This window comes from Bacillus cereus group sp. BfR-BA-01408 (genome assembly GCF_022663305.1).
Classification (GTDB): Bacteria; Bacillota; Bacilli; order Bacillales; family Bacillaceae_G; genus Bacillus_A; species Bacillus_A pacificus.
Map to the genome: position 1 here is coordinate 38259 of NZ_JAKUFF010000019.1, position 26030 is coordinate 64288.

A 26030-nucleotide genomic window follows, 5' to 3' on the forward strand; every position below is an offset into this window, starting at 1 on the left:
ATTTAATCCCCCCAGTTCGTTTCCCTTGTTAATTTAATACATACCCTTTTTATTAGGACATAAACATGTATTATCATTTTTTTATGTGAAAATCATAAAAATATCGATTGTATCGGTAATTCTTGTTTGAGAAGGAAAAATAAAAAGCTAAGAAGAGAATTTATTCTCTCCTTAGCTTTTAAGATAATTCTTTTCGTTAAAACGAGGGAACGCGTTGCTTCGTTTTTGGTACAATAATAAATTTGATCCAAAGTAACCCGATAATCATAATGATAAGGCTATGTAAAAATTGACCTGTAGCAATGAGTATAACAATTGAAAATACAATGAGTTGAATGCTTAGCAATATAAAGATTAAGTGAAGAAATTGATTCATTCGTTTCTCAGTATGAATTGGATATAATGCTGCAATAATATTTCCCGAAAAATATTTCCATAGGGAACGGAGCTGCATAGAGATCATATATAGAACGATATATGCGATAGCGCCTTTTGCGTATATGTTTGGTATAAAATATAAGGCGAAGGCACCAATCAGCCCTAAGCGAATATATATACCGAAATAATCATTCCCGCGTAAAAAAGCTAGTGTATGTAAATAGAAGAAAGTTGCTCGTTTTTTATGTAATAAAGGTTCAATCCAATTTGTAAGCCATTTTCTTTTATTTACTTGCTTATTTAGTTGCGGAACATCGGTGAATATGCTAGCAAATTGATAAAAACGAACGTTCATTTTTTCTTCTTGTTCAATTATGTAATCCCACGGTATTCGTTTTGTAGGCTGTTTTTGCGTATATAGAAGCAGGAAAGCAAGCAGTAAAAGTAATCCCCCTAATATGAGAATGTTTGCTGAGTAAAACAGCATGTAAATGATGAGTGCGTTACAAGTAATACGAATGATAAGCCAGATGCTTTTTTCATGACTATCACGCCACATCCAATGTATGTACATGTTCCAAGCTTTCGCAATCATTAAAACGATAAAGATTGTACATAAGAAAGGTACAGTTACTTGCAATGATTGTAGCGCAAGTGGAACGAGAATAAGGAACGTAAATAATAATGGGAAAAGCTGAATGATATAATTGTATAGAAGAGATTTTTTGAAATAAGATGTTAATTTCTCTTCTAGTGCTAGTAAATAGACAGCATCAGGTTTTTGAATAAATGTACGGATAGGGCATCTCGTTATAATGAATGTAAGTACAATCGTGATGAGTAGTAAAGATATTCCTTTAGAAGGAGATGCTTTTAGAAACTGAGCATAGTAGTATGCACCAACGCATGAAATAAAGATAAAGCTATATAGTAAACCGTTAATCATACGTGCAAAGTATGTAATGATATTTTGCATATGTTGTTGGAAGCGGCTGCTCCATAGTGATTCAATTGACATGTTTTTCACCTCTTTGTTCTATTATATATGTTTTACAAAAGAAAAAACGAGCAAATTGCGTTATGCAACTTGCCCGTTTTTCTTTTCGTTATTTTTTTTCTGATCACGATTCATTAATGGATAGAAGGCAAAACCGATTACGAATAAACCAATTCCGAGAAGGAATGTTTTTATATCGGCTGCACCGGTTTTAATAACCCATAGTGCGTAGCAAAGTGCAATCACTGCGACTATGCCATCTGTAATTCTTGCCCGCATTTCATTTTTATACGTTTCACCAGTTGCGACTAGTTTTAACTGGAAGATTGGTGAAACGAGATATGGAATGAGGTAGGCCAGTGTTGATACGGTAATAACGAATGTATAAGCTTCCGCAATTGTTCCTGATAATGTTGAGAATAAGAACACTTGCGACATAATGTTTGTTAATCGTAATGAATAAATTGGACTTCCTTTTTTGTTTGTTTTTGTGAAGAAGGAAGGGAAGAAACCTTCTTTTGCTGCTTGATACGGTACTTCTGAGCTTAATAAAATCCAGCCTAAGATGGAACCGAATAGGGAAGTAAGAGCAAGTAATGCCATCAATTTCCCGCCGCCATGACCCATTGCAGCATTTAGTGCGTCTGCTAATGGACGTTCAGAAGTTTGTAATTTATCAATGTGAAGTACACCCATTGTTAAAATTGTAATTCCTAAGTAAATCGCAACTGTAATAAGTAATCCCGCAACTGTTGCGCGTTTTACCGTTTTTGGAGAAACGGCACGGTTTGATAAAAGAACCGCTGATTCAATTCCGATAAATGCCCAAAGCGTCGTAAGAGCAGCTAAGTTTACTTGTGAAAGAAGGCCATGTGATACACCTGATTTATCGATCATCGGTGTGTACCATTGTCCAAACTTAGAAGCTTCGAATGCAAATAACGTAACGACGATGAATAATAGGAATCCAGTTACTTTCGTTGTTGTTGCTAAGAAGTTTAGCTTTCCAGCTCCGCTTACACCGTTTGTTAATATAATATGAGTTCCCCAAAGTAAGATGGAACAAATCGTAAATGTAATTAGTTTTCCGACTTCTACATTAAAAGAACCGATTGAAAATAGTAGTCGTGTATCTTTCATAATCGGGAAGAAGAGAGATAAATATCCCGCAAATGATGTAATGATGGCAACGTTACTTGCCCAGTTTGCAACCCAATATCCCCATACCATACTGAAACCAGCCATTTTTTTCTTTTTTGGTGTTGAGAATAAAGCATATGCATGACTTTGTGGTCCTGTCGTTAAATCAGGACGACGAATTGCTAAATTACCGAAAACAAGAGCTAGCATTAAAACACCAAACCCTGTTGTTAACCAAGCTAAAGTGACACCGAGAGGGCTTGCTGTTTGTGCCAACGTACTTGGCACCATGAAAATACCAGCGCCAACCATGTTACCGACAACGAAAGCTGTTAGTACCCAAAAGCCCCATTTTTTTTGTTGCATAGAAAATACCTCCAAAGTTAGTATAACCAAGTCAAGCGAGGAGATATGTATGTCTTCCTGAGTCAGGAAGAGAAGTCCCAAACAAAACAAAAAAAGCACGTAATTTGCCGTTACATGCTTTCTATCTTATAAGAAACCCACGACATACCTCTCGATAGCTCTCCACAAACGAAACGTTTGTGACAGTTCTGCACTTATTAAATAGCAGACCCAGCAAGCGTGCATGGTGGACACGGGCTTACTTCGGCAATCATTCCTTTCTCATTCGTTCATCAATGCCACTACATCTCCTGAAATGATACTCTTAATGACTGCAACCTCTACCTCACCGAGATACGAATGAGGATTTAAATATTAATTTAACGTATTTAAGAGTAACAAATGAATTTTTATACGTCAATGGATATAGTAATAATCAGATTATAGAGAAGAGTTTGTTATTAAAAGTAAGAGGGATTATTATGCAATATTGAATTTTCATAATATAATAAATGTTATTGGCGCTAGATGATTGAAAAGGGGATGAAGTATATGTCTGTATGTCATAAACATTCAGTAATAGGTGTGTTAGATTCGGGAGTTGGGGGATTAACAGTTGCGAGCGAAATTATAAGACAATTGCCTAAAGAGAGCATTTATTATATTGGTGATAATGAGCGTTGTCCGTATGGGCCAAGAAGTGTAGAAGAGGTACAATCTTTCGTATTTGAAATGGTTGAGTTCCTCAAACAGTTTCCGTTAAAAGCTCTAGTTGTAGCATGTAATACTGCTGCAGCTGCTGCATTGACTGCGCTACAAAAAGCACTTTCTATTCCAGTTATTGGCGTTATACATCCAGGAGCAAGAGCGGCAATTAAAGTGACGAAGAAAGGGAAAATCGGGGTAATTGGAACTGTAGGTACGATAAAATCTAATATGTACGAAAAAGCATTGCATGAGCTTGATACATATTTGAAAGTGCATAGTCATGCGTGCCCGACTTTAGCTACAGTTGTAGAAAATCAATTAGAAGATACAGCATATGTAACCGAGCAAGTGAAACAAGCTTTACTGCCATTAACGAAAGAAGATATAGATACGCTAATTCTCGGATGTACGCATTATCCACTTTTAGAGTCCTATATTAAAAAGGAACTAGGAGAGAATGTAACGATTATTAGTTCTGCAGAAGAAACAGCAATAGAGTTAAGCACAATTTTGCAGCACAAAGGAATTCTGTCTGACAATTTGAATCCGGTGCATCGATTTTTTACAACAGGCTCTGTTTCATCATTTGAACATATTGCGGAGAGATGGCTAGGATATCAAATTTCTGTAAAATGTGTGAATTTACCTATGGAAAAACAACTCGTGAACTAAACTATATAAAAAGAAGCTGATCTAATTTAAGATCAGCTTCTACATATAAGATTAAACTAAGTTTAATACAGTTACTTTTTCACGTGTCATAGACTCAAGGCTCTTACGAATACCTTGTGCGCCCATACCTGAACCTTTTACACCGATGAATGGGAAGTGGTCAGGGCCGCGCTCTGTGCGTCCGTTAATTTGAACAGAACCAGTTTCGATTTTGTTAGCAATTGCAAATGCTTTGTTAATGTCTTTAGTGAAGACACTTGCTTGCAGACCGAACTCTGATTTGTTAGCAATTTCAATTGCTTGCTCATCTGAAGAAACACGGATGATTGGAAGGATTGGGCCGAATGGCTCTTCCCAAGCAACTTTCATGTCTTCTGTTACATGGTCGATTAATGTTGGGTAAATTAAGTTACGCTCACGTTTGTTACCGATAACGATCGTTGCACCCTTTTCTACAGCGTCGTCAACTAAACCTTGAACGAAATCAGCAGATTTGTCGTCGATTAATGGAACGATTGTGCTGTCTTGTTCTGGAGATCCAACTGATAGTTTAGCTACTTGCTCTTGTAATAAGCCAACAAGCTCGTCCGCTACGTTTTCGTGTACAAGTACACGCTTAATAGCTGTACAACGTTGACCAGAGTAAGAAAATGCACCGCTTACGATATGGTTTGCAGCATCTTGTAAGTCAGCATCTTCACGAACGATACCAGGGTCTTTACCACCAAGTTCTAATACAAGTGGAATCATTGCAGCTTTTTTCGCTAAATGTTTACCTGTGTTTGTACCACCTGTGAACGATACCATATTGATGCCTTCGTGTTCTACTAAGTAGTCACCAATTACAGAACCGCGTCCTGTCGCTACGTTCACAAGACCTTTTGGAAGACCAGCTTTATGAAGTGCTTCCACCATTTTAATACCGCTAATTGCACCTTGAGTTGCTGGTTTGAAAATAACAGCGTTACCCATAATTAATGCTGGCGCGAGTTTTGCAGCAGATAAATTTACTGGGTAGTTAAACGGCGCGATTGCTAATACAACACCAAGTGGTGCGCGTTGGATAATCGCAAGTTTAGATTTTGTACCGCCCGGGAAGCTATCGCCCATCATGCTTTCTCCGTGCATATGTAAAGCTTCTTCGATTGTGTAACGAATGAAGTCAGCTGTACGAACAACTTCTTTCTTCGCATCTTTATATCCTTTACCGACTTCTTTCATAATGATATCGGCAATTTCATCTTGCATATTTACGAGCTCATCAGCCCATTTATATAAATATTTTGCGCGATCTTGTAGAGAAGCTTCTGCCCATGATTTTTGAGCTTCTTTTGCAGATGCAATTGCTTCATCTACTTCTCCGCGAGTAATTGCTTGTACTTGTCCAATTACTTCGTGTAAGTATGGAGATGGAATTTCGATTGTTTCTCCTGAAGAGCTTTCTCTCCATTCTCCGTTTAAATAAAATTTGTACGTATTGCTAGTTGTCATGATTAGTCCTCCTAAAATAGCAACTTGTAAGAGTGAGTATAAGGTGATTGTAGGGGGTTTGATAACATTTTTCAAATGAAATGTTTGTGAAAACGATTTCTTATTTCTTTTTTATTTTGTATGCCCTTTCTTGCAGAATATTCCCTTATTTCAAAATGATGTAGCGTATATTTTCGTTCAGTCTGTAAAAAAATAATTGACAGAATACTCAATAAAGTTGTAAGATTATAAATGGAAAATAAATGAAGGGGGTGTGCGTAATGATTGTAATCGTAAATGTAATGGGCTTAGCTCTATTAAATGGCAGAAAACATTCATATCATTACGCAACCCGTACGGATATATAGGGCATCTTTGTCTTATAAAAAGCGTACGTTGCGTATATCGTAACGTACGCTTTTTATGCATTGTTGTGCATATCGTCAAGCGGCGGTATGCTTTTTTTTGTTTATTTTCCATGTTACTAAATAAAATTTTGGAAGGTGGAAAAATGTGATGAGATTGTATGGGTTACGAAATGTAAATGTGATGGGTCTGGATAGTGGATAAAGAAACGAGAGGTAAACGAGAATGAGAAGGGAGAGGTTATATTGTTTTCAGTATTACTAAAGTTAAGATGGTTTTTTAAAGAACATTGGAAGAGATATAGTATCGCCATTGGTGCACTTTTAATTGTAAATATAGTTGAAGTTATTCCTCCGAAAGTACTCGGGGTTACGATTGATAATATAAAAACAGGAACGTTATCAAACGAAGCTATTATGCAGTCTATTCTTATTTTAATAGGGGTCACGATCGTTGGATATGGTCTCACTTTCGTTTGGCAACATCAATTGTTTGGCGGTGCATTCGTACTTGAGAAAACGATGCGCTCTAAATTCATGGGGCATTTACTTAAAATGACGCCGACTTTTTACCAAAAAAATCGTACTGGCGATTTAATGGCGAGAGCGACAAATGATTTAAAAGCAATCGCTATGACAGCTGGTTTCGGTATATTAACGCTCGTAGATTCGAGTTTATATATGCTTACAATTGTCTTTATGATGGGATTTACAATTAGTTGGGAGCTTACATTTGCGGCACTTATACCGCTTCCGATTATGGCGTATGCGATGAATATATATGGAAAGAAATTGCATGAAAGATTTACAGTTGCGCAAGATGCGTTCGGTGATATGAACGATAAAGTACTTGAGTCAATAGCTGGTGTGCGCGTGATTCGTGCATACGTACAAGAAAATGCAGATCAAGAAAGATTTCATCATTTAGGAGATGACGTCTACGAAAAGAATATGAAGGTAGCAAGAATCGATGCACTATTCCAACCAACTGTGAAAATGCTTGTTGGTCTTAGTTATTTAATTGGTTTAGTGTACGGTGCATATCTTGTATTTCAATCAAAGGTGACGCTTGGGGAACTCGTTTCATTTAACGTGTATTTAGGGATGATGATTTGGCCGATGTTCGCAATTGGCGAATTAATCAATGTTATGCAAAGGGGAAATGCTTCATTAGACCGTGTAAATGAAACGTTAGCGTATGAACCAGATGTAAAGGATCCGAAACATCCAAAGGTTGTACAAGAGCCGGATTATATTCAGTTTGATGATGTTACCTTTTCATATCCTTCATCAACTGAAACAAATTTAAAGAAGGTTTCGTTTACATTAAAACAAGGAGAAACGCTTGGTGTTGTCGGGAAAACAGGAAGCGGAAAGACGACGCTTGTCCGTCAGCTTCTTCGTCAATATCCGCTTGGAGATGGGGATATTGCAGTCTCTGATGTGAGGTTAGATAAAATGACGAATGAAAATGTACTCGGCTGGATTGGATATGTACCGCAGGAACATATTTTGTTCTCAAAAACAGCGAGAGAAAATATTTTATTCGGAAATAGGGAAGCGACGGAAGAAGAACTCGAGAAAGCGATTGAAATCGCGGCGTTTAAAAAGGATTTAGAGTTTTTACCAGAAGGGTTAGAAACGCTCGTTGGAGAGAAAGGTGTTTCTTTATCAGGAGGACAAAAACAAAGGATCTCGATTGCGCGAGCTGTTATTCAAAATCCAGAAATTTTAATTTTGGACGATTCTTTATCAGCTGTTGATGCTCGTACGGAAGCAGCGATCATTGACAATATAAGAACAGAAAGAAGCGGAAAGACGACGATTATTACGACGCATCGTTTATCTGCCGTACAACATGCGGATTGGATTCTCGTTATGGATGACGGGCAAGTAATAGAAGAAGGTACGCATGATCAGCTTGTTAAGAGTGGAGGCTGGTATGCGGAGCAGTTTGAAAGACAACAAGGGGAAAATGAAAGTGCGGATAGTGGGGTGAAAATATGAGCGTTTCAAAACGATTGTTTCAATATGCGATGAAGGTGAAAGGGACGATTTTTGCAGCGATGCTAATGTTATTTATTTTCGTCATCGCAGAGCTTGCGGGTCCTTTCGTTGCGAAAACGATGATTGATGATCATATCGTTGGAATAGAGAAGCCTTGGTATGAAACAGAAAAGAGTGAAGAGGCTGTTTCGTATAATGGCGCCTTTTATAAGCGAAGCGATCGCTTCCAGGAAGGTGAGAAAAAAGGAAAAGAAGTACGCGTGATGCAAGTCGGTTTTCAATATTACTTTGTACCGAATAAAGTAAATCTGGAAGGGTCACGGACTGTAAAAGGTGATATGATTACCGTTCAAAACGGTAAGGCGGTGCAAGTGTATAAAGCGAAAGCATTGACGAAAGAAGAAGTGTTTGCGTTTTATAAACCAGAAATAAACCGTCTATTATTACTTGGTGGTGGATACTTCGCTTTATTAGTAGTCGTATCCTTGTTTGCATACGGAAAGCAGTTTTTCTTACAGAAGGCGGCGAACAAAATTATTCAAATTATGAGGGAAGATGTCTTTTCTCATATTCAAACGTTGCCGATTCGTTATTTTGATCATTTACCAGCAGGGAAAATTGTATCGCGTGTAACGAATGATACGGAAGCCATTCGTGATTTATATGTAACGGTACTTGCGACATTCGTCTCTAGTATCATTTATATTATCGGGATATTTGCGGCTTTATTTTTACTCGATGTAAAATTAGCAACGATATGTTTACTTATTATCCCGATATTAATCGTTTGGGCAATTCTTTATAGAAAGTATGCGTCTGTATACAATCATAAAATGCGTTCGCGTCTATCTGATATTAACGGAACAGTGAATGAATCCATTCAAGGAATGCCAATTATTCAAGCGTTTCGTCAAGAGCGTGAAACGAAAAAAGAGTTTGAAGAATTAAATGGCGATTATTTTAAGTATCAAAATAAAATTTTGAATTTAAATGCAGCAACTTCTCATAATTTAGTATCCGTATTAAGAAATATCGCTTTCACAGGTGTGATTTGGTATTTCGGTGGAGCTTCATTAAGTGCTACAGGCTTCATTTCTCTAGGGATACTGTATGCGTTCGTTGATTATTTAACACGATTGTTCTCACCGATTACAAATATGGTGAATCAGCTTGCTAACTTGGAACAATCGCGTGTTGCATCAGAGCGTGTTTTTGAATTGTTAGAGGAAAAAGGAGAAACAGTAGAAGAAGAACGTATGCCTCGTTTACAAGGAAATGTAAAGTTTGATAATGTATCGTTTTCTTATAATGGAAAAGATGAAGTGTTAAAAAATATTTCTTTTGAAGCGAAACAAGGCGAGACGGTAGCACTTGTCGGTCATACTGGATCAGGAAAAAGTTCCATTATGAATGTACTTTTTCAGTTTTACGAGTTTGAAAAAGGAAAGCTTACGATTGATGGTCATGATGTAAAAGAGATGCCGAAACAAGCAACTCGTGAACATATGGGAATTGTACTGCAAGATCCGTTTTTATTTAGCGGAACAGTAGCATCTAATGTAAGTTTAGAAAATGAAAACATTTCAAAAGAGCGCATTGTAAAAGCGTTGCGTGATGTTGGTGCTGAAAGATTTGCGAACAATATAAATGAAGAAATTACGGAGAAAGGAAGTACACTTTCAACCGGAGAACGTCAGCTTATATCGTTTGCTAGAGCACTTGCATTTGATCCAGCCATTTTAATTTTAGATGAAGCGACGTCTAGTATTGATACAGAGACGGAAGCGATGATTCAACAAGCGTTAGAAGTTGTGAAAAAAGGAAGAACGACATTTATTATCGCTCACCGACTTTCAACGATTAAAAGCGCAGATCAAATTATCGTGCTTGATAGAGGGACGATTTTAGAAAAAGGCTCTCATGATGAACTAATGAAAAAGCGCGGGCGTTATTACGATATGTACAAAACGCAAATGGAAGGGAACCAGAGCGCTTAATATGTATGGCGGAGAACTTGTGATTTTCACAAGTTCTTTTTTTAGTGAATCAGGGCAGTTAAATAAGAAGTATTATTTTACCTTTCGTACAATAAATGCTATATTAAAAAATGTTACTTATTTTTTGTATGTAGCGTTATTTTTCCCTTTTGTTTGATTATGAAGAAAAAGGATAAACTAAATAAGAACATTTTCATTGAAAAATTGTTCAAGATTGCATACAATCAATATAGTTTTTAAATTCCTATCAGAATACTTGGAGGATTATCATCATGAAAAAATTATTTTCAGTACTTGCAGTAACTACATTAGCAATCGGGATTGTAGCGGGCTGCGGTAAAGAAGAGAAAAAAGATACAGCTAGTCAAGACGCGTTACAAAAGATTAAACAAAGCGGTGAACTTGTAATTGGTACAGAAGGTACATATCCACCATTTACGTTCCACGATTCAAGTAATAAATTAACTGGATTTGACGTTGAATTAGCAGAAGAAGTTGCAAAACGTTTAGGCGTAAAACCTGTATTTAAAGAAACGCAATGGGATAGCTTACTTGCTGGTTTAGATGCAAAACGTTTCGATATGGTTGCGAATGAAGTTGGTATTCGTGAAGATCGTCAAAAGAAATATGACTTCTCTAAACCGTATGTTTCATCTTCAGCGGCATTAGTTATTGCAAAAGATAAAGATAAACCTGCTACATTTGCTGATGTAAAAGGATTAAAAGGAGCACAATCTTTAACAAGTAACTATGCAGATATTGCTAAGAAAAATGGTGCGGAAATCGTTGGTGTAGAAGGATTTAGCCAAGCGGCAGAATTATTAGCTTCAGGACGCGTGGATTTTACAATTAATGATAAATTATCAGTGTTAAACTATTTAGAAACGAAAAAAGATGCAAAAATTAAAATTGTAGATACAGAAAAAGAAGCTTCAGAAAGTGGATTTTTATTCCGTAAAGGTAGCACTAAGCTTGTACAAGAAGTAGATAAAGCGTTAGAAGATATGAAAAAAGATGGTACGTATGACAAAATAGCGAAAAAATGGTTCGGTGAAAATGTATCTAAGTAGTGCATTAGTTTCAGATCGATTGTCTACTTGGATGGATATTATGCAGTCTTCCTTCATGCCTATGCTGAAGGAAGCTGTTTTTACGACAATTCCATTAACGCTAATTACATTTATTATCGGCCTTATACTTGCGACGTTAACGGCGCTTGCACGTATTTCAGGTAGTCGTATTTTACAATGGATTGCTCGTATCTATGTATCTATCATTCGCGGAACGCCACTTCTTGTACAGTTATTTATTATTTTCTATGGTCTTCCAACTCTTAATATTGAAGTTGAGCCATATACAGCAGCAGTTGTTGGATTTTCATTAAATGTTGGTGCGTATGCATCTGAAATTATTCGTGCTTCGATCCTTTCCATTCCGAAAGGGCAGTGGGAAGCAGCTTACACAATTGGGATGACGTACCCACAAGCGTTAAAACGTGTTATTTTACCGCAAGCGACGCGCGTATCAATCCCGCCGCTTTCGAATACATTTATTAGCTTAGTGAAGGATACTTCATTAGCATCGTTAATTTTAGTAACAGAAATGTTCCGAAAAGCGCAGGAAATTGCGGCAATGAACTATGAGTTTTTAATTGTTTATTTCGAAGCAGGTCTTATTTATTGGGTTATTTGTTTCTTATTATCAATCGTACAACAGATGTTAGAAAAGCGTTCAGAACGCTACACATTAAAATAATCCTTTTACAAAAGGAGTTTTTGTTTTTATGATTTCAATTCAGCACTTACAAAAAAGTTTCGGAGATAATACCGTACTAAAGCATATAGATTTAACAGTTGAGAAGGGCGAAGTTGTTGTTATTATCGGACCGTCTGGATCTGGTAAAACGACATTCTTACGTTGTCTTAACGTGTTAGAAACGCCAAACGCTGGTCATATTCGTATCGGTAATAAAGAACTCGACTTCTCTCAAAAAGTAACGAAGAAAGATATTGTCAATCTTCGTACGCAAACAGGTATGGTATTCCAGCACCATAATCTATTCCCGCATTTAACAGCACTTCAAAATGTAATGGAAGGGCTCGTTACAGTGAAAAAGATGGGGAAAGAAGAAGCAAAGAAAAAAGCAAACTATTTCCTTGAAAAAGTTGGTCTTGCGGATAAAGTAGACTTATATCCGTTCCAACTATCAGGCGGACAACAACAGCGCGTTGGAATTGCTCGCGCGCTTGCGATGGAGCCGGAAGTGTTACTATTTGATGAGCCGACGTCAGCACTTGATCCTGAACTCGTTCAAGAAGTTCTGAAAGTAATGAAAGAACTTGCTAAAGAAGGCATGACGATGGTCATTGTAACGCACGAAATGCGCTTTGCGCATCAAATTGCAAACCGCGTTATTTTCATGGATGGCGGTGTCGTTGTCGAACAAGGTACACCAGAAGATGTATTTACAAATCCAAAAGAAGAACGTACGAAGAAGTTTTTACAAATGTTGCAATAAATGAGGGAAGGTCTCAAGGCATATGCCTTGAGACCTTTTTGCCATATATATTTATTTGTGGAATCCGCCAAGGCTTTGCTCAGCCATTGCAACTAGACGTTTTGTGATTTCGCCACCAACAGAACCGTTAGCACGAGCTGTAGAATCTGCTCCTAATTGTACACCAAATTCTTGAGCGATTTCGTACTTCATTTGGTCGATTGCAGCTGTTGCTCCTGGTACTACTAATTGATTTGAAGAATTTTGGTTTGCCATAGGAATATATCCTCCTTAGAGTTATAAAAATTTTTTGGTTGGACTAGCTGGAGTTGAACCAGATTGTCGCCCCATTTGGCGCTAATCCATCGGTAATTAAGTTTGTACTCATAGTATGGATGTTACCTAGAAAGATATACGAAATAATAATTTGTAAATTTTGTAAAAAAATCTTAGTGATTTCGTAAATTATGAAATAAGAGTAATCGTTTTATTTTTTAGAAAGAAGGTAAAACTAAGAGCGATATAAAATATATTTTTCTTTTTGTATCCTGCTATTTTGAGGAGAATGTAAGTAAGAATGGGGCAAGCTGCTCCTATACGTAGCTAGATACAATTATATGGAGGAATCGTGATGGGAATTTGTCCGCTTTGTAACGCATTAGAATCACAAACATATTCTTGTCAAAATTGCCAAAGTATACTCCAAGATTATGGGAAGGCTGTAGATTACATAGACGATTATAGTGCGTATATGGACCAAGAATTATTGAGTGCAGTAGATGGATTAACACATAATAATTCAAATGAATATTGCAATCATATTTTTTATTGCGGAGTATGTAATGTGGAAACAGAGGTTGTCGTAAAACTTGTGTAAATAGAAAACTTCCACCTTATGAATGGGGTGGAAGTTTTTGTTTTTGTATTTGTGAGTGAATCATAGGGGACGGGATATGCTCGTTGTTTGAGGAAGTCTCTGATTTTATTTGAGACATTTTTTCTTTTGTATCGCGCAAAGAATGTTCAGTTAAGTAGATGGCATATTCGTAAAATAATTGGCGCGTTAGTTCACTCTGTTCTTTTAACTTGGCATCTTGGAATACAGTTCGCCCTGGTTTAGAGTTTGCTTCAAAGAGCCACGGGTTTTCCTGCGTGTCTAAACCGATATCAAAACCGATTTCTCCAATATTTCCAGTTACTTGTTCATCGAGCGCGTAACTAATTTGTAAGGCGGTATGTTTTAACTTATTTTCAATTTGAATTTGTTTCGTTGAATCTGGAAAAAGTTCTTGTAGCAATTTCGTATCGCCACCGCTATTTACATGCGTTGTTAAGCTACCTTTGCCAGCAATTTTTGCGACGATTGCACTGACCATCCATTGGCCGAAATGATTTTTATTTGTATGAATGCGGAAATCAACAGGTTGCCCATCGAAGCGTAGCAAGGAGATACCTTGTTGTACGATAAACTTTTTTAAATCATGTCCTTTTAACACATGGTTCAGAAGTGTTTCTAATGATTGGTACTTTCTTAGTTTATTTTCTTCATTTTCGCGATAACGACAGTAGTAGCAATTCTCTGTTTGGGAATAAAATATTTGATGAATGTTTCTACCGAAGCTACCATGAACCGGTTTCATGTAAATGGATTTATACGTTCCGAGAAATCGTTCCACTTGTTCGAAGTGCTGAAATGTTTCTGTGTTTGGTAATAACGGCATAATGGATTCATCTTTCATAAGAAGTTGATGCACTTCCCATTTATTAAAAAAACCTGGATTAAACCATGGAATCGCATAGTCATGCTCTAACTTTCTTTTTGCTCTTACAATCGGTTTATAACTTTCGGCTTTCCGATTTGGTAATCGATCGTAAATGACATTCGGTAAAGGGACTTTTTTCTTTATCCACTTTTCCTCTTGAAAGAAATACCCTTCAATTGTTTCGTCTTCCCAGTCTATATGTTGCACACCAAAAACGAATACAAATGGTCGTAAGGTGAATGGTGGCGTTAGTAACTCGCCAAGAGAAATTGAACGGTTCCCTAAAGGATTAGAAGCGCCATCGTTAAAACCAGTTGTGAAAATCCCGATTAATGGTCCGAAAATAATCGTTTGGTTTTGTGTGAATGCATGGATAGTAGTGGAATGAGGAAGTAAAAGTTTCTCTGCAATTTGTTTTCCAATAATGATTTCGCGAGTAAAGGAATAATGAATTTTTACCTCTTCACTTGCAACATGGCGTAGGCCGAAGGAAAGGGATGTAATTGGTGGTGTGATGGAAAAAATATAAGGTAAAGTAATACTATTTGGATGCTCATCTGAAATATTTAATGTATATATGTGCTCTTTCAAAATAGACTTACCCCCTTTCTTTATGGTGTAAAGCGACTAAATTGTAATGGTCCGTGATATATTTTTTCGGCTAATGGATCACTATGGCGAATGTAATGTTCGTACGGGGGAATCGTGTTGACATACATAAGCCAAATTGCCCCTTTTTGATCCATAATAGTGGAAAGCTCTAGCTCGAATAACGAAGAATAAGATTGATCTAGTGTTTGAAATACTTCATTTATAATGTCTTGTAAAGCGTCCTGTAATAATTGTACACCGGTACTAGATAGTACGTATTTAATTTTTGAAAATGCATGCAGAGAGGAATCATCGGTTACCGAAAGTAAAAGTTGATTCGGAAATGAACTTTTTTGTATAAACTGACCGATAACGTTCCACTTCTGTTCTTTATTTTTTTGTAAAATGGTCCGAATATGGAGCGGGTATGTTAATTGATTTGGTGGTTGCAGCATTATATGGGTGATGTAACGTGCTGATCGTATATTAGATTTGTACCAAGAAATAAATTCATCGGTCCGTTTAATGGGAGTAGAAATATGATAGGCATCATTTATCGTATCAATATGAAATGTTTTATTTTTATAAACGATCCGGTACAGACTTTCATTGGAATGTGCGTTAGTAGGACGTATAATAATATCTTTTGTTTTTAATAACAGTTTGAAAACGTTGTGTATCGTTGCTATTTCAAATTTTGGTATATAAGGTGATAATTTTTTATTCGTGAGAAATACATCATGTAGTTCGCTTAAGTCAATGAGTGTGTTATTTAAAAAGGTAGTGGAAGGACGGTTGTGTAGTGAGTGAATAATTGATTTTGCCTTGTCGAAGTCCGTTTCCTCGTTAAAAGAAGAACGATCATATATATAAGAAGGAATAGGGAATGTTTGCTCTTTCCATTTTCCTGTATCTGTATCATAAATCAGACCAGAAATAAGATCTGTTTTAGGATCAATACAAAATGGCGTAAACTGTGCAACGACATTATGATAAAGCCGAGCGCGTTTAGCGATTTCGGTGTAATACGCTTGCTCATAATGAGGCTGAGAAGTTAAAATACCGAGAACCAACGAAATCACTCCTTTACTAACAAAATGTTGACATAATAGGCGAAGCTATATATTGCAAATACGTTTTTATACCATTATACTTTTGTCCGTATGATGATATGCTATAGTTTTGGAGAAGCGAAAGGTTGATTGTAATGAATATATGGTTAAGTATGTTAACGACGACAGGGCTCGGAGCAATTATTGGAGGGTTCACAAATCATTTAGCAATAAAAATGTTATTTCGTCCTCATCGCCCTATGTATATTGGGAAGTTTCAAGTGCCATTTACACCAGGATTAATTCCGAAGCGCCGTGATGAGCTTGCTGTTCAATTAGGGAAAATGGTTGTAGAGCATTTGTTAACGCCGGAAGGAATCGGAAAGAAGTTAACGAATGAAGAGTTTCAAAAAGGTTTAATCCACTGGGCACAAGTAGAAGTGGATAAAGTAATGACGAATGAACAATCACTGCGAAATATGTTAGAAAAATGGAACGTAGCGCATGTAGAAAAAGAAGTAACTGAGAAAATCGAACAGGTAATTACAGAAAAGATTCAGGCATTTTTAGAAGAGTACTATACATATACATGGGAACAAGCTTTACCTCATTCTGTTCACGAGAAAATAGAGAGTGCGATTCCAAATGTTTCGGCATTTATTTTAGGGCGAGCAACTCAGTTTTTTGAGAGTGAAGAAGGGAAAACACGTCTTTCAAAAATGATTGATGATTTCTTTGCTTCTCGCGGGACATTGCTTAATTTAGTCGGAATGTTTTTAGGGAATGTAAGTGTAGTGGATCGTGTGCAGCCAGAAGTCATTAAGTTTTTAGGGCAAGATGGCACAAAGCAGCTTTTAACTGATGTACTGCAAAAAGAGTGGGAAAAGTTAAAAGGAAGAGATGTAAAAGAAGTAGAAACGTTTGTAGAAAAAGAAATGATTGTAAGCTCCATATTGTCTGCAGTTAAAGTGGAGGAAACAGTGAGTAAGTTTTTAAATCAATCTGTGCAGCAAGTATGTGAACCGGTTCGAGAAACAATGATAGAAAAGGTAGTCCCGAGTGCAGTAACGAAAGTCTTGAAGTGGGGAGCAAAAAACGTAGAAAGTATACTAAATAAGCTCCACTTGGCGGAAATTGTCCAGCAAGAGGTATCTACATTTTCAACGGAGAGACTAGAAGATTTAGTGCTGTCCATTACAAAAAATGAACTAAAAATGATTACGTATTTAGGTGCCTTATTAGGCGGTATGATTGGAATTGTGCAAGGATTATTACTGTTGTTTCTTAAATAATAAGATATGTACATACAAATAAAAGTGAAATTTCTTCACATCTCTTGCATAGTTTGATATGGTAAGAAGAGGTGCGTATGTAAATGCACGTAAAAGGCAGTGCGTATGATAAGCGCTAGCCTTCTAAAGGAGGAAAAATAAAATGACAAAAAACATTCATGATGTAGCATATGAATTACAAAAAGCAATCGCTGAAAACGATGACTTCAAAACGTTAAAAGAGAGCTACGCAGCAGTTCAAGCTGATGCTGCTTCAAAGAACTTATTCGATGAGTTCCGTACAATGCAACTTAGCCTACAACAAAAAATGATGCAAGGCCAAGAAATCACTGAAGAAGACAACCAACAAGCACAAGAAGTTGTAGCTCGCATTCAACAAGATGCTAAAATCACAAAGTTAATGGAAACTGAGCAACGCCTAAACGTTGTAATCGGCGACGTTAACAAAATTATCATGAAGCCACTTGAAGAGTTATATAGCGCGCAACAACAAGCGTAATGAGAGAAGACGCCCCTTGGATGGGCGTCTTTTTTGTTTGTTATTTGTGGAAATACTCCGTCTCAATCTCCTTCTCCTTCAAAAACTTTTCAATTTCTTTTTGCTTCCTACCATTCACTTTCTCAAAGCGTTTTGTAAAAGAAAAATCAGTCTTGAACAAGTTGCCATCTTCAGCGAGTTTGTCTAATTCTTGCTCTAGTTCTACTGAAAGTGCCGTAGACGATGAAATGTAATCATGAATTTCCTTCGAAGGCTGTTTGTAATCAGCAGGAATCGTATTGTTACTAATAAAATGATGGAAGTTCGCATCGTTTTGTTGAGCTAAATCTATTAGTTTTTGTAATTTCTCTCGGTCGGATTCAGTAACCTTCTCGTCAGACATGGCTGACGAAAGTGGAACGATGTTTTCGTATAACTCCCCGCTGTAATCTAAATAAGTTTTTATATTTTGTTTCATCTCGTCTTCATTAATCATTTCATTTTTCTTTGAGGAAGTGAATATCGTTTCTGGAATTTTAACTGTAACATCTTTAATAGATTGTACATCGTCTAATTTATTATATTGTGTATCATTTGCTTCATTAGATTGTGTATCATGTGAACAAGCTGGTAGCAATAAAATTGTAAGTGACATGAGTGGGTATAAAATATACTTTTTCATCTTAATCTCCTTTTGCATTAGTGTCTTTGTAAAATAGCTATATTCCATTTCAAATACTTTACTAAAAGTGCATATAGATGTTTGATCATTTGATAACTTATGACGGATATGAGTAAACCGACGCAAAAAGCGATAAACACATTATAAACATCGGAGTAACTAATTTGATGAAACCCTTTAAAAAATCCTAACCCTATTAATAAAATAGGTGAAATGATTAATACTGGAGTAGCAATGATAAGTGCTAGAATAATCGGTAATAAAAAGAGTAGTACGAAAAAGGCGATAAAGATAAAGGCAAAATTTAAAACACTTAAGCTCATAACAGAAAATAGTGCAGTTATCATATTTTTGAAGTTGCGTTTCTTGTCAGCATTGCTTATTGCATAGGAAACATTCAGTTCTTTCGCGATCGTTTTAGGGTTTCCTAGTTTTCTAGCAATTTCTTCTTCACATTTTCCGTCTTGTTTACCACTAATAAAATGAGTTTCGTACTCTAAAATAATATCTTTCTTTTCTTCATTAGGCATATTTCGCAGGGAAGAACTAAGTTGTTCTAAAAATTCACTTTTGTTCATAATAATCACTTTCCTTTATAGAATGATGAATGAAAGCTGAGAATCGTATCTTTTGAAAAGGGGGTTGTGAATTACAAATAATGGGTATTCCATTATTTACAAATATATCATTTAGTAGTGTTCTTTGCAAGGTACTGTTATTTTAAAAATACTATGATGCGATGGAAGTTTTTTCAGCTTTTTTCGAGGAGATTTAAAAATATTATTTTAGGATAAATAAAGGGTTGTAAGCGGATTCAATAGTGGTTGTCAAAATAATATCATATTCATATTCTTGGAAAAATAATGCATTTGTAATATAATGATAAATGATAATTCACCACGTTAATTAACCAGGTGAAATTAAAAATCTTTATTACACAAATTATGAAACAAAGGAATGATTAGTTTGAGTACAGGTGTAAAAGCAAACGACGTGAAGACAAAAACAAAAGGAGCAGATCTTGTTGTTGATTGTTTAATTAAACAAGGTGTTACACATGTTTTCGGTATTCCAGGAGCAAAGATTGACTCTGTATTTGATGTACTGCAAGAAAGAGGACCAGAGTTAATTGTTTGTCGTCATGAACAAAATGCAGCATTTATGGCAGCTGCGATTGGTAGATTAACAGGAAAACCGGGCGTATGTCTTGTAACTTCAGGACCAGGGACATCAAATTTAGCGACAGGTCTTGTTACTGCGAATGCGGAGAGTGATCCCGTTGTTGCTTTAGCTGGTGCTGTTCCACGTACAGATCGATTAAAACGTACGCACCAATCTATGGATAATGCTGCACTATTCGAACCAATCACAAAATATAGCGTAGAAGTAGAGCATCCTGATAATGTGCCAGAAGCATTATCAAATGCATTCCGAAGCGCGACTTCCACAAATCCAGGAGCTACTCTAGTAAGTCTGCCGCAAGACGTTATGACCGCGGAAACGACTGTAGAGTCTATCGGTGCGCTTTCTAAGCCACAGCTTGGAATCGCTCCCACACATGATATTACATACGTAGTAGAAAAAATAAAAGCAGCGAAATTACCGGTTATTTTACTCGGTATGAGAGCAAGCACAAATGAAGTGACGAAAGCCGTTCGTGAATTAATTGCGGATACAGAACTTCCTGTCGTTGAAACATATCAAGCAGCTGGTGCGATTTCACGTGAGTTAGAAGATCATTTCTTCGGCCGCGTTGGACTATTCCGTAACCAACCAGGTGATATTTTACTAGAAGAAGCAGACCTTGTTATTTCTATCGGTTATGACCCAATTGAGTATGATCCGAAATTCTGGAATAAACTTGGAGACAGAACGATTATTCATCTTGATGACCATCAAGCAGATATCGACCATGATTACCAACCAGAGCGTGAATTAATTGGTGATATCGCTTTAACTGTAAATAGCATCGCGGAGAAATTACCGAGACTTGTATTAAGTACGAAATCAGAAGCGGTGTTAGAACAATTACGCGAGAAATTATCAGAACAAGCAGAAATTCCAAATCGTCCTTCAGAAGGTGTTACGCATCCACTTCAAGTCATTCGTACACTTCGTTCTTTAATTAGTGACGACACAACCGTTACATGTGACATCGGTTCCCATTCTATTTGGATGGCGAGATGTTTCCGTTCTTATGAACCACGTAGATTATTATTTAGTAACGGTATGCAGACGTTAGGTGTTGCACTTCCTTGGGCAATTGCTGCTACTTTAGTAGAACCAGGTAAAAAAGTAGTTTCGGTATCAGGTGACGGTGGTTTCTTATTCTCAGCGATGGAGTTAGAAACGGCGGTACGTTTAAATTCTCCAATCGTCCATCTTGTTTGGAGAGACGGCACATATGATATGGTTGCATTCCAACAAATGATGAAATACGGCAGAACATCCGCTACAGAGTTTGGCGATGTTGATCTTGTGAAATATGCGGAAAGTTTCGGGGCGTTAGGTCTTCGTGTTAACACGCCTGATGAATTAGAAGGTGTATTAAAAGAAGCACTAGCAGCAGACGGCCCTGTCATTATTGATATTCCAATCGATTACCGTGACAACATTAAATTAAGCGAAAAATTATTACCAAATCAATTAAACTAATGGAGGCAGATTTGAGATGACGGTTGCGCAATTAATTGATATTGATGCAAAAAGAACGAAAATGAGTAACGAAGTATATCAAACATCTACAATGCTTGCGCTATTAGATGGTATATATGATGGTGTGATTAGCTTTGAGGAACTAAAAGAACATGGTGATTTCGGTATCGGCACATTTGATCAATTAGATGGTGAAATGATTGCGTTTGATAACGAATTTTATCATTTACGTTCAGACGGTTCAGCAGAAAAAGTAGAGCCAGAAGAAACAACACCGTTTGCGACTGTAACGTTTTTTGAAAAAGAAATGAGTTATACGATAGAGCGTCCGATGAATCGAGAAGAAGTGGAAGCATTATTACATGAATTAATGCCGAGTAAAAACTTATTTTACGGTATTCGAATGGATGGTATGTTCCGCGAAGTAAGAACGAGAACTGTTCCAAAACAAGAAAAACCGTATACACCGCTCGTTGAAGTGACGAAATCACAACCAATCTTCTCATTTGAAAATACAGAAGGTACGCTTGCTGGATTTTGGACGCCAGATTATGCGCAAGGTATTGGTGTAGCTGGATTCCATTTACATTACATTGATGATGAAAGAAGCGGAGGCGGACATGTTTTCGACTATGTTGTTGAAAACTGTACAATCCAAATTTGTCAAAAAGCTCATATGCATTTAGCACTTCCAGAAACAGCTGACTTTATGGCGGCTGAATTATCAAGAGAAAACTTAGAGGATAATATTGCGACTGCGGAAGGTGCGGAGTAAAAAGAGAAGCCGATTCGGCTTCTCTTTTATTTTGGGTTACTCCCGATATGTGGAACAATGCTCATCAGAAATAGAATAGTTCTCTTTACCAGTTAAGGCTGATACTTCTACTAATTGATGCCCAAGTCCATCCCATACGGTAACAGTATATAAGGAGGGCCATTTAATATTCCCACGAGCTAGTCGGAAAGAATAATAATCGTTGTCTGTTGTTACTAAAATTTTGTTATAAATAATATTTTTCGTTTTTCTATTTTGCAAAATAAGAACAAAGTCTAGTTTATCTTCTTCTTTTGGAATTTGTAGTATTCTTGCTACAAACATTCCATTTGGATTTTTCTTCGTTTTATATACTTTTTCTAATTCTATTTTTAGTTCAGGTTTACCCCTCATAGTCTCTCCCTTTACATATGTTTATTTCTTTGAAACAAACGGATGTCCCTCATAATAAAAACGCCACGGATAATGTACAGCTTCTTCTGCATAGTCGATATTAATACGAGGACCTGCTGTTATTTTATATTGTGATGATATGTGTTCTTCTTCTCGGACGAGTTCAATATGTAATGTGTCACTTTGTAATGAGACGCCTCGTTCTTCTAAAGTAATTCCGAGTGCACGGCATAGTTTGCCAGGTCCGTTCGTTAAATTTTTATACTGCGCCTTTGTAATGTCGGTTTTGTTGTAGCGCGCTAGTTTTATTTCTTCAATCCCGTCTACCGGTTCCAGGGCTCGAATGAGCACTCCTTGTGGGGTACCAACTGGCGCTGTAATGACGTTAAAACAATGATACATACCATAAATCAAATATACGTAAGCATGTCCCGGTGCACCAAACATGACTTCTGTACGGTCCGTTCGTCTACCTCCGTAACTATGTGCTGCTTTATCATCGGGACCTTTGTATGCTTCTACTTCAACAATGATTCCACTTCGCTTTATTCCGTCTACAATATGAACAAGTTTCTGTCCGAGTAATTTTTTTGCGACTTCTAACGTATCGCCTTCATAAAAGGAAGGAGGTGCCTGCATTGTACTATCTCCTTTACTGAGTGTATATGTATATAGTAAACCAAATTTTCAGTAGAAATTCTAACTCGTTCTATTTGCTACATTTATTTCATAAATTATGGATAGAGTACAACAGCGAAGAGGGGGAGTGCGACATGATTTATCGCTTACTAGCTCTTAACATAGATGGGACACTACTATACAACAATGGAAAAATTGCAAAAGGGCTACGAGAAACAATTGACTTTGTGAAAAGAAAAGACGTATACGTTACATTATTTACGAGCCGAAATTTTCAGTCCGCTCATAAAGTAGCAAAGGCGTTAAAATTAGATTCTATATTAGTGACACACGGCGGTGCTTTCGTTTCAGCAACGTTAGATAAACCGTACGTTCAAAGAAGATTATCGGAAGAGAAGACGTTTAATATTGTGCAAGTGTTAGAACACTTTGATTGTAACGTCCGCATTTCTCATGAACGGTTTTCAATTGGAAATCGTGAGAGAAATACACCAAATTTAATTGCGCGTACTGTGTTATCAAGTGCTGATCCGTTATTTTATCCAGTTCAATTTGTAGATTCGTTAGGTGATGCGCTTCGTGATCATCCAGTAGCGGCGCCAAAAATTGATGTTCTTTTCCAAACGAAAGGTGAAAAAGAAAGAGGGCTAAATACATTAAGAAAAGCGTTTCAAGATATAGAGTACATTGAGTGTGATTCAAAACGAATAGAAATTTTGCCGCAAAATGTATCAAAATTACGCGGATTACAATTGCTTGGAGAGCATTTGAATATTTCGCTAAACGAAATGGTTGCCATTGGAGATAGCATGGAAGATTTAGAGATCATTGAAAATGTGGGTCTCGGGGTAGCGATGGGGAACGCGCCTGTAGAGGTAAAACAAGCAGCCGACTGGATTACACGTTCAAATAGTGAGAACGGCGTAGAGTATATGATTAAAGAACATTTCCGCAAACAATTCCCGCTTCCGTTTTTGAAGAATCATAAAAATACACCGAAACGATGATAGAAAAACGTAGCTTTTGGGCTACGTTTTTTTGTTGAACGTATTAAAAGGAATGAAAACGTTTTAAATTATGAATTGTGTATGAAATCTATACAATTCACTTGAATACTCTGAGAAACTATTGTAGAGTGAATGATGTTGCCAAAATAGTTACACCATATGAAATATTCTCCAGGTTAATGTTGTTGAGCTCCATATGCAAAAAATACTTCCGCATGTTAGTTTCGTTTACGTATTATTTCAAAAATGAATTGTAGTAATTTTATTAAGCAGTTGTAGGTTCCTTGTTTTTATTTAAATGGATGATTTTAAGTTATTGTGAGTAAGGTTTGGTACATATGAAAGATGCTTTTTGTTTGGTTTTAGGAAGTTTAAAAGGGGGAATGAATTTCTTGAGGAAATCATTTAATCAAAAAATAAAAAAATTAAGTAGTAGTTTTATAGTTGTATTACTAGTATGTATGAATTTTTTAATCCATTTACCGTATAAAGCAGAGGCAGCTACAACAGAATTAAAAGGTTTAGGTGATGTATCTTATTACAATGCAATCATTTTTGGAGATCATAGTGCAACGAGTGCGGATATTGAGGGTGCGATGGCTGTTCAAAAAAATATGAATGCATCAAGTTATACAGTTGTAGCGGCGGCAACGGGAGCAAACAACTTAGCTGGAGCAACTTGGGTAGATGAAGGATATCCATCATTATTACTAGGTGGCCAATTTACGAAAGCGGGAGCAGGGCAAGTAATTATTCAAGATGGAACAGTGGCTATGACAAAAGATGGTGACCCAGAAGGTGCAATGAAATCATCATATGACCGTATCTCTTATAAAGAGCAAGCAGAGATTGATGCTAAATTTAAAGAGTTTAGAAAAGACATTAATAGTGTAATTGAGGATGCGGGTCAATTACATACTGATAAACCAAAACCGGGTATGACCTTTGGAATCGGTGAAGATGTAAAGAATTCTAATATTTACGTTTCTTCAGGATTAAAAGGGCAAGAACCATTCAATGTAAAGGATGTTTATCTTCCAAATGTAAATAACAAAGATTTTATTGTTATTCATTCAGATGCAGAAGAAGTTAATTTTGGTGGCGGTGCAATCCTGTATGATACAACAGATAAGGGCGGGTTCACATTAGTTAATACATCTCAAGCATATGACCCTAATTCCTTTTTTACTGAGTTAGCTAGTAAAGTCATTTGGGTGTTCCCTAATGCTAAAAAGATAACAACTAAAGGATATGGTGTAGTAGGAAGTGTATTTGCGCCTAATGCAGTTGTAGAGACAAAGGGTGGATCTATTAACGGACAAGCCTTTGTTGGTGGATTACACCAAAGAGATGGATTTGAGGTTCATAATTTTAAATTTAACTGGCCAAAGTGGAAAAAGCCGGCAGCTGAAAAAGGAAATTTACAGATTAAAAAAGTTGATGAAAACGATGAAAACATTGTTTTAAAAGACGCAAAATTTGATGTTATAGACAAAGATAATAATGTTGTGGCTACTGTTACAACAAACGAAAAGGGTATTGCGGAAGTTAAAGATTTACCATTTGGTGATTATTTTGTAAAAGAAATTAGTGCACCAGAAGGATATATAAAAGTTGATACACCAGTAAAAGTAACAATTGATAATACAAACATAATTGAATTTGTTATGAAGAATACGAAAAAAGTAGAAAATGGTCAATTTAAATTATTGAAAAAAGATAGTGAATCTGGTCAACTTCTACCAGGTGCAAAATTTGATGTTATAGATAAAGATGGGAACGTTGTCGAAACAATTATTACAGATGATAAAGGTGAAGCTTTATCAAAACAACTTCCAGTTGGAACATATACATTAAAAGAAATTGAAGCACCGAAAGGATATGAATTATCATCTAGTTCAGTTTCTGTTGATGTAGAGGCTCATAAAATAGTAACTATAGATGTGGTGAATAAAAAGATCCCCGAAAAAGTAACAGGTCAATTTGAAATTGTGAAAGTAGATGCTCAAGACAAAACGAAAGTATTATCAGATGCAGAATTTGAAGTGTACAAAGATGGTAAAAAAGTAGAGACATTACGAACAGATAAAACAGGTAAAGTAATCTCTCAGAAATTAGAGCCAGGAA

The 26030-nt window shown here is 36.5% G+C and carries 23 protein-coding genes and 1 riboswitch; of the genes, 13 read left to right on the forward strand and 10 right to left on the reverse strand.

All coding sequences use genetic code 11. The annotated features are described in order from the left end of the window. Positions 1-196: 196 nt before the first annotated feature. Positions 197-1396 (reverse strand): ABC transporter permease, encoded by a 1200-nt coding sequence (locus MR083_RS11150; RefSeq protein WP_242269270.1) that lies wholly within the window; start codon positions 1394-1396, stop codon positions 197-199. A 60-nt stretch (positions 1397-1456) separates the two neighbouring features. Continuing rightward, positions 1457-2881, reverse strand: a complete 1425-nt coding sequence (locus tag MR083_RS11155; RefSeq protein ID WP_001186313.1) for an amino acid permease — start codon at positions 2879-2881, stop codon at positions 1457-1459. A 147-nt stretch (positions 2882-3028) separates the two neighbouring features. Further along, positions 3029-3212: riboswitch (Lysine riboswitch) on the reverse strand. 200 nt (positions 3213-3412) lie between these two features. Between MR083_RS11155 and racE the strand changes: the two genes are divergently transcribed. Then, complete coding sequence (gene racE, locus MR083_RS11160; protein WP_000109660.1) at positions 3413-4240, forward strand: glutamate racemase; 828 nt, start codon at positions 3413-3415, stop codon at positions 4238-4240. Positions 4241-4291: 51 nt separating this feature from the next. Here racE and gapN read toward each other — a convergent pair whose 3' ends face one another. After that, the gene (gene gapN, locus MR083_RS11165; RefSeq protein ID WP_000213623.1) at positions 4292-5731 is read right to left on the reverse strand and encodes an NADP-dependent glyceraldehyde-3-phosphate dehydrogenase; all 1440 of its coding nucleotides are present in this window, start codon (positions 5729-5731) and stop codon (positions 4292-4294) included. Positions 5732-6321: 590 nt separating this feature from the next. Between gapN and MR083_RS11170 the strand changes: the two genes are divergently transcribed. The 5 genes from MR083_RS11170 to MR083_RS11190 all read left to right on the forward strand — a co-directional run bounded on the left by MR083_RS11170 (position 6322) and on the right by MR083_RS11190 (position 12597). Then, positions 6322-8082: an ABC transporter ATP-binding protein gene (locus MR083_RS11170; RefSeq protein WP_073531108.1), complete on the forward strand. Its 1761-nt coding sequence runs from the start codon at positions 6322-6324 to the stop codon at positions 8080-8082. Next, positions 8079-10079, forward strand: coding sequence for an ABC transporter ATP-binding protein (locus MR083_RS11175; RefSeq protein WP_242269271.1), 2001 nt, complete (start codon positions 8079-8081; stop codon positions 10077-10079). Before MR083_RS11170 ends, MR083_RS11175 begins: the two co-directional genes overlap by 4 nt. Positions 10080-10351: 272 nt before the next feature. Further along, positions 10352-11149: an amino acid ABC transporter substrate-binding protein gene (locus MR083_RS11180; RefSeq protein WP_000732845.1), complete on the forward strand. Its 798-nt coding sequence runs from the start codon at positions 10352-10354 to the stop codon at positions 11147-11149. After that, on the forward strand, positions 11136-11834 hold the full coding sequence (locus MR083_RS11185) for an amino acid ABC transporter permease (RefSeq protein WP_014893277.1): 699 nt from the start codon (positions 11136-11138) through the stop codon (positions 11832-11834). Before MR083_RS11180 ends, MR083_RS11185 begins: the two co-directional genes overlap by 14 nt. A gap of 28 nt (positions 11835-11862) precedes the next feature. Further along, positions 11863-12597 (forward strand): amino acid ABC transporter ATP-binding protein, encoded by a 735-nt coding sequence (locus tag MR083_RS11190; RefSeq protein WP_000623600.1) that lies wholly within the window; start codon positions 11863-11865, stop codon positions 12595-12597. A 51-nt stretch (positions 12598-12648) separates the two neighbouring features. Here the strand turns inward: MR083_RS11190 and sasP are convergent, their stop codons facing one another. After that, positions 12649-12852 (reverse strand): small acid-soluble spore protein, SasP family, encoded by a 204-nt coding sequence (gene sasP, locus MR083_RS11195; RefSeq protein ID WP_000013338.1) that lies wholly within the window; start codon positions 12850-12852, stop codon positions 12649-12651. A 355-nt stretch (positions 12853-13207) separates the two neighbouring features. Between sasP and MR083_RS11200 the strand changes: the two genes are divergently transcribed. Further along, positions 13208-13453, forward strand: a complete 246-nt coding sequence (locus tag MR083_RS11200) for a hypothetical protein (protein ID WP_000510468.1) — start codon at positions 13208-13210, stop codon at positions 13451-13453. 16 nt (positions 13454-13469) lie between these two features. On the opposite strand, the gene MR083_RS11205 is transcribed toward MR083_RS11200, so the two are convergent. After that, the gene (locus MR083_RS11205; RefSeq protein ID WP_000658080.1) at positions 13470-14930 is read right to left on the reverse strand and encodes a YheC/YheD family endospore coat-associated protein; all 1461 of its coding nucleotides are present in this window, start codon (positions 14928-14930) and stop codon (positions 13470-13472) included. A gap of 20 nt (positions 14931-14950) precedes the next feature. Continuing rightward, positions 14951-16003: a YheC/YheD family protein gene (locus MR083_RS11210; protein ID WP_242269273.1), complete on the reverse strand. Its 1053-nt coding sequence runs from the start codon at positions 16001-16003 to the stop codon at positions 14951-14953. A 134-nt stretch (positions 16004-16137) separates the two neighbouring features. Here MR083_RS11210 and MR083_RS11215 point away from each other — a divergent pair, with 134 nt between their 5' ends. Both MR083_RS11215 and MR083_RS11220 read left to right on the forward strand, forming a co-directional pair. Then, positions 16138-17274, forward strand: coding sequence for a DUF445 domain-containing protein (locus MR083_RS11215; protein WP_116733330.1), 1137 nt, complete (start codon positions 16138-16140; stop codon positions 17272-17274). A gap of 142 nt (positions 17275-17416) precedes the next feature. Beyond that, complete coding sequence (locus MR083_RS11220; RefSeq protein WP_000164605.1) at positions 17417-17773, forward strand: YlbF/YmcA family competence regulator; 357 nt, start codon at positions 17417-17419, stop codon at positions 17771-17773. Between the two features lie 40 nt (positions 17774-17813). Here the strand turns inward: MR083_RS11220 and MR083_RS11225 are convergent, their stop codons facing one another. Then, positions 17814-18434 (reverse strand): NDxxF motif lipoprotein, encoded by a 621-nt coding sequence (locus MR083_RS11225; protein ID WP_242269274.1) that lies wholly within the window; start codon positions 18432-18434, stop codon positions 17814-17816. A gap of 17 nt (positions 18435-18451) precedes the next feature. Continuing rightward, positions 18452-19012, reverse strand: coding sequence for a DUF1700 domain-containing protein (locus MR083_RS11230; RefSeq protein ID WP_242269275.1), 561 nt, complete (start codon positions 19010-19012; stop codon positions 18452-18454). Between the two features lie 388 nt (positions 19013-19400). On the opposite strand from MR083_RS11230, the gene alsS reads away from it, so the two are divergent. Both alsS and alsD read left to right on the forward strand, forming a co-directional pair. After that, entirely contained in the window at positions 19401-21089 is a 1689-nt protein-coding gene (gene alsS / locus MR083_RS11235) for an acetolactate synthase AlsS (RefSeq protein ID WP_000103516.1), read from the forward strand. A 16-nt stretch (positions 21090-21105) separates the two neighbouring features. Beyond that, complete coding sequence (gene alsD / locus MR083_RS11240; protein ID WP_000215033.1) at positions 21106-21864, forward strand: alpha-acetolactate decarboxylase; 759 nt, start codon at positions 21106-21108, stop codon at positions 21862-21864. 36 nt (positions 21865-21900) lie between these two features. Here alsD and MR083_RS11245 read toward each other — a convergent pair whose 3' ends face one another. After that, the gene (locus MR083_RS11245) at positions 21901-22257 is read right to left on the reverse strand and encodes a hypothetical protein (protein ID WP_242269278.1); all 357 of its coding nucleotides are present in this window, start codon (positions 22255-22257) and stop codon (positions 21901-21903) included. Positions 22258-22278: 21 nt separating this feature from the next. Beyond that, on the reverse strand, positions 22279-22896 hold the full coding sequence (locus tag MR083_RS11250; RefSeq protein ID WP_001148789.1) for a DNA-3-methyladenine glycosylase: 618 nt from the start codon (positions 22894-22896) through the stop codon (positions 22279-22281). 134 nt (positions 22897-23030) lie between these two features. Here MR083_RS11250 and MR083_RS11255 point away from each other — a divergent pair, with 134 nt between their 5' ends. Next, the gene (locus MR083_RS11255; protein ID WP_242269279.1) at positions 23031-23903 is read left to right on the forward strand and encodes a Cof-type HAD-IIB family hydrolase; all 873 of its coding nucleotides are present in this window, start codon (positions 23031-23033) and stop codon (positions 23901-23903) included. A 383-nt stretch (positions 23904-24286) separates the two neighbouring features. Further along, positions 24287-26030: MSCRAMM family protein (locus MR083_RS11260; protein WP_242269281.1), on the forward strand; the 1744-nt coding region annotated here is incomplete at its 3' end.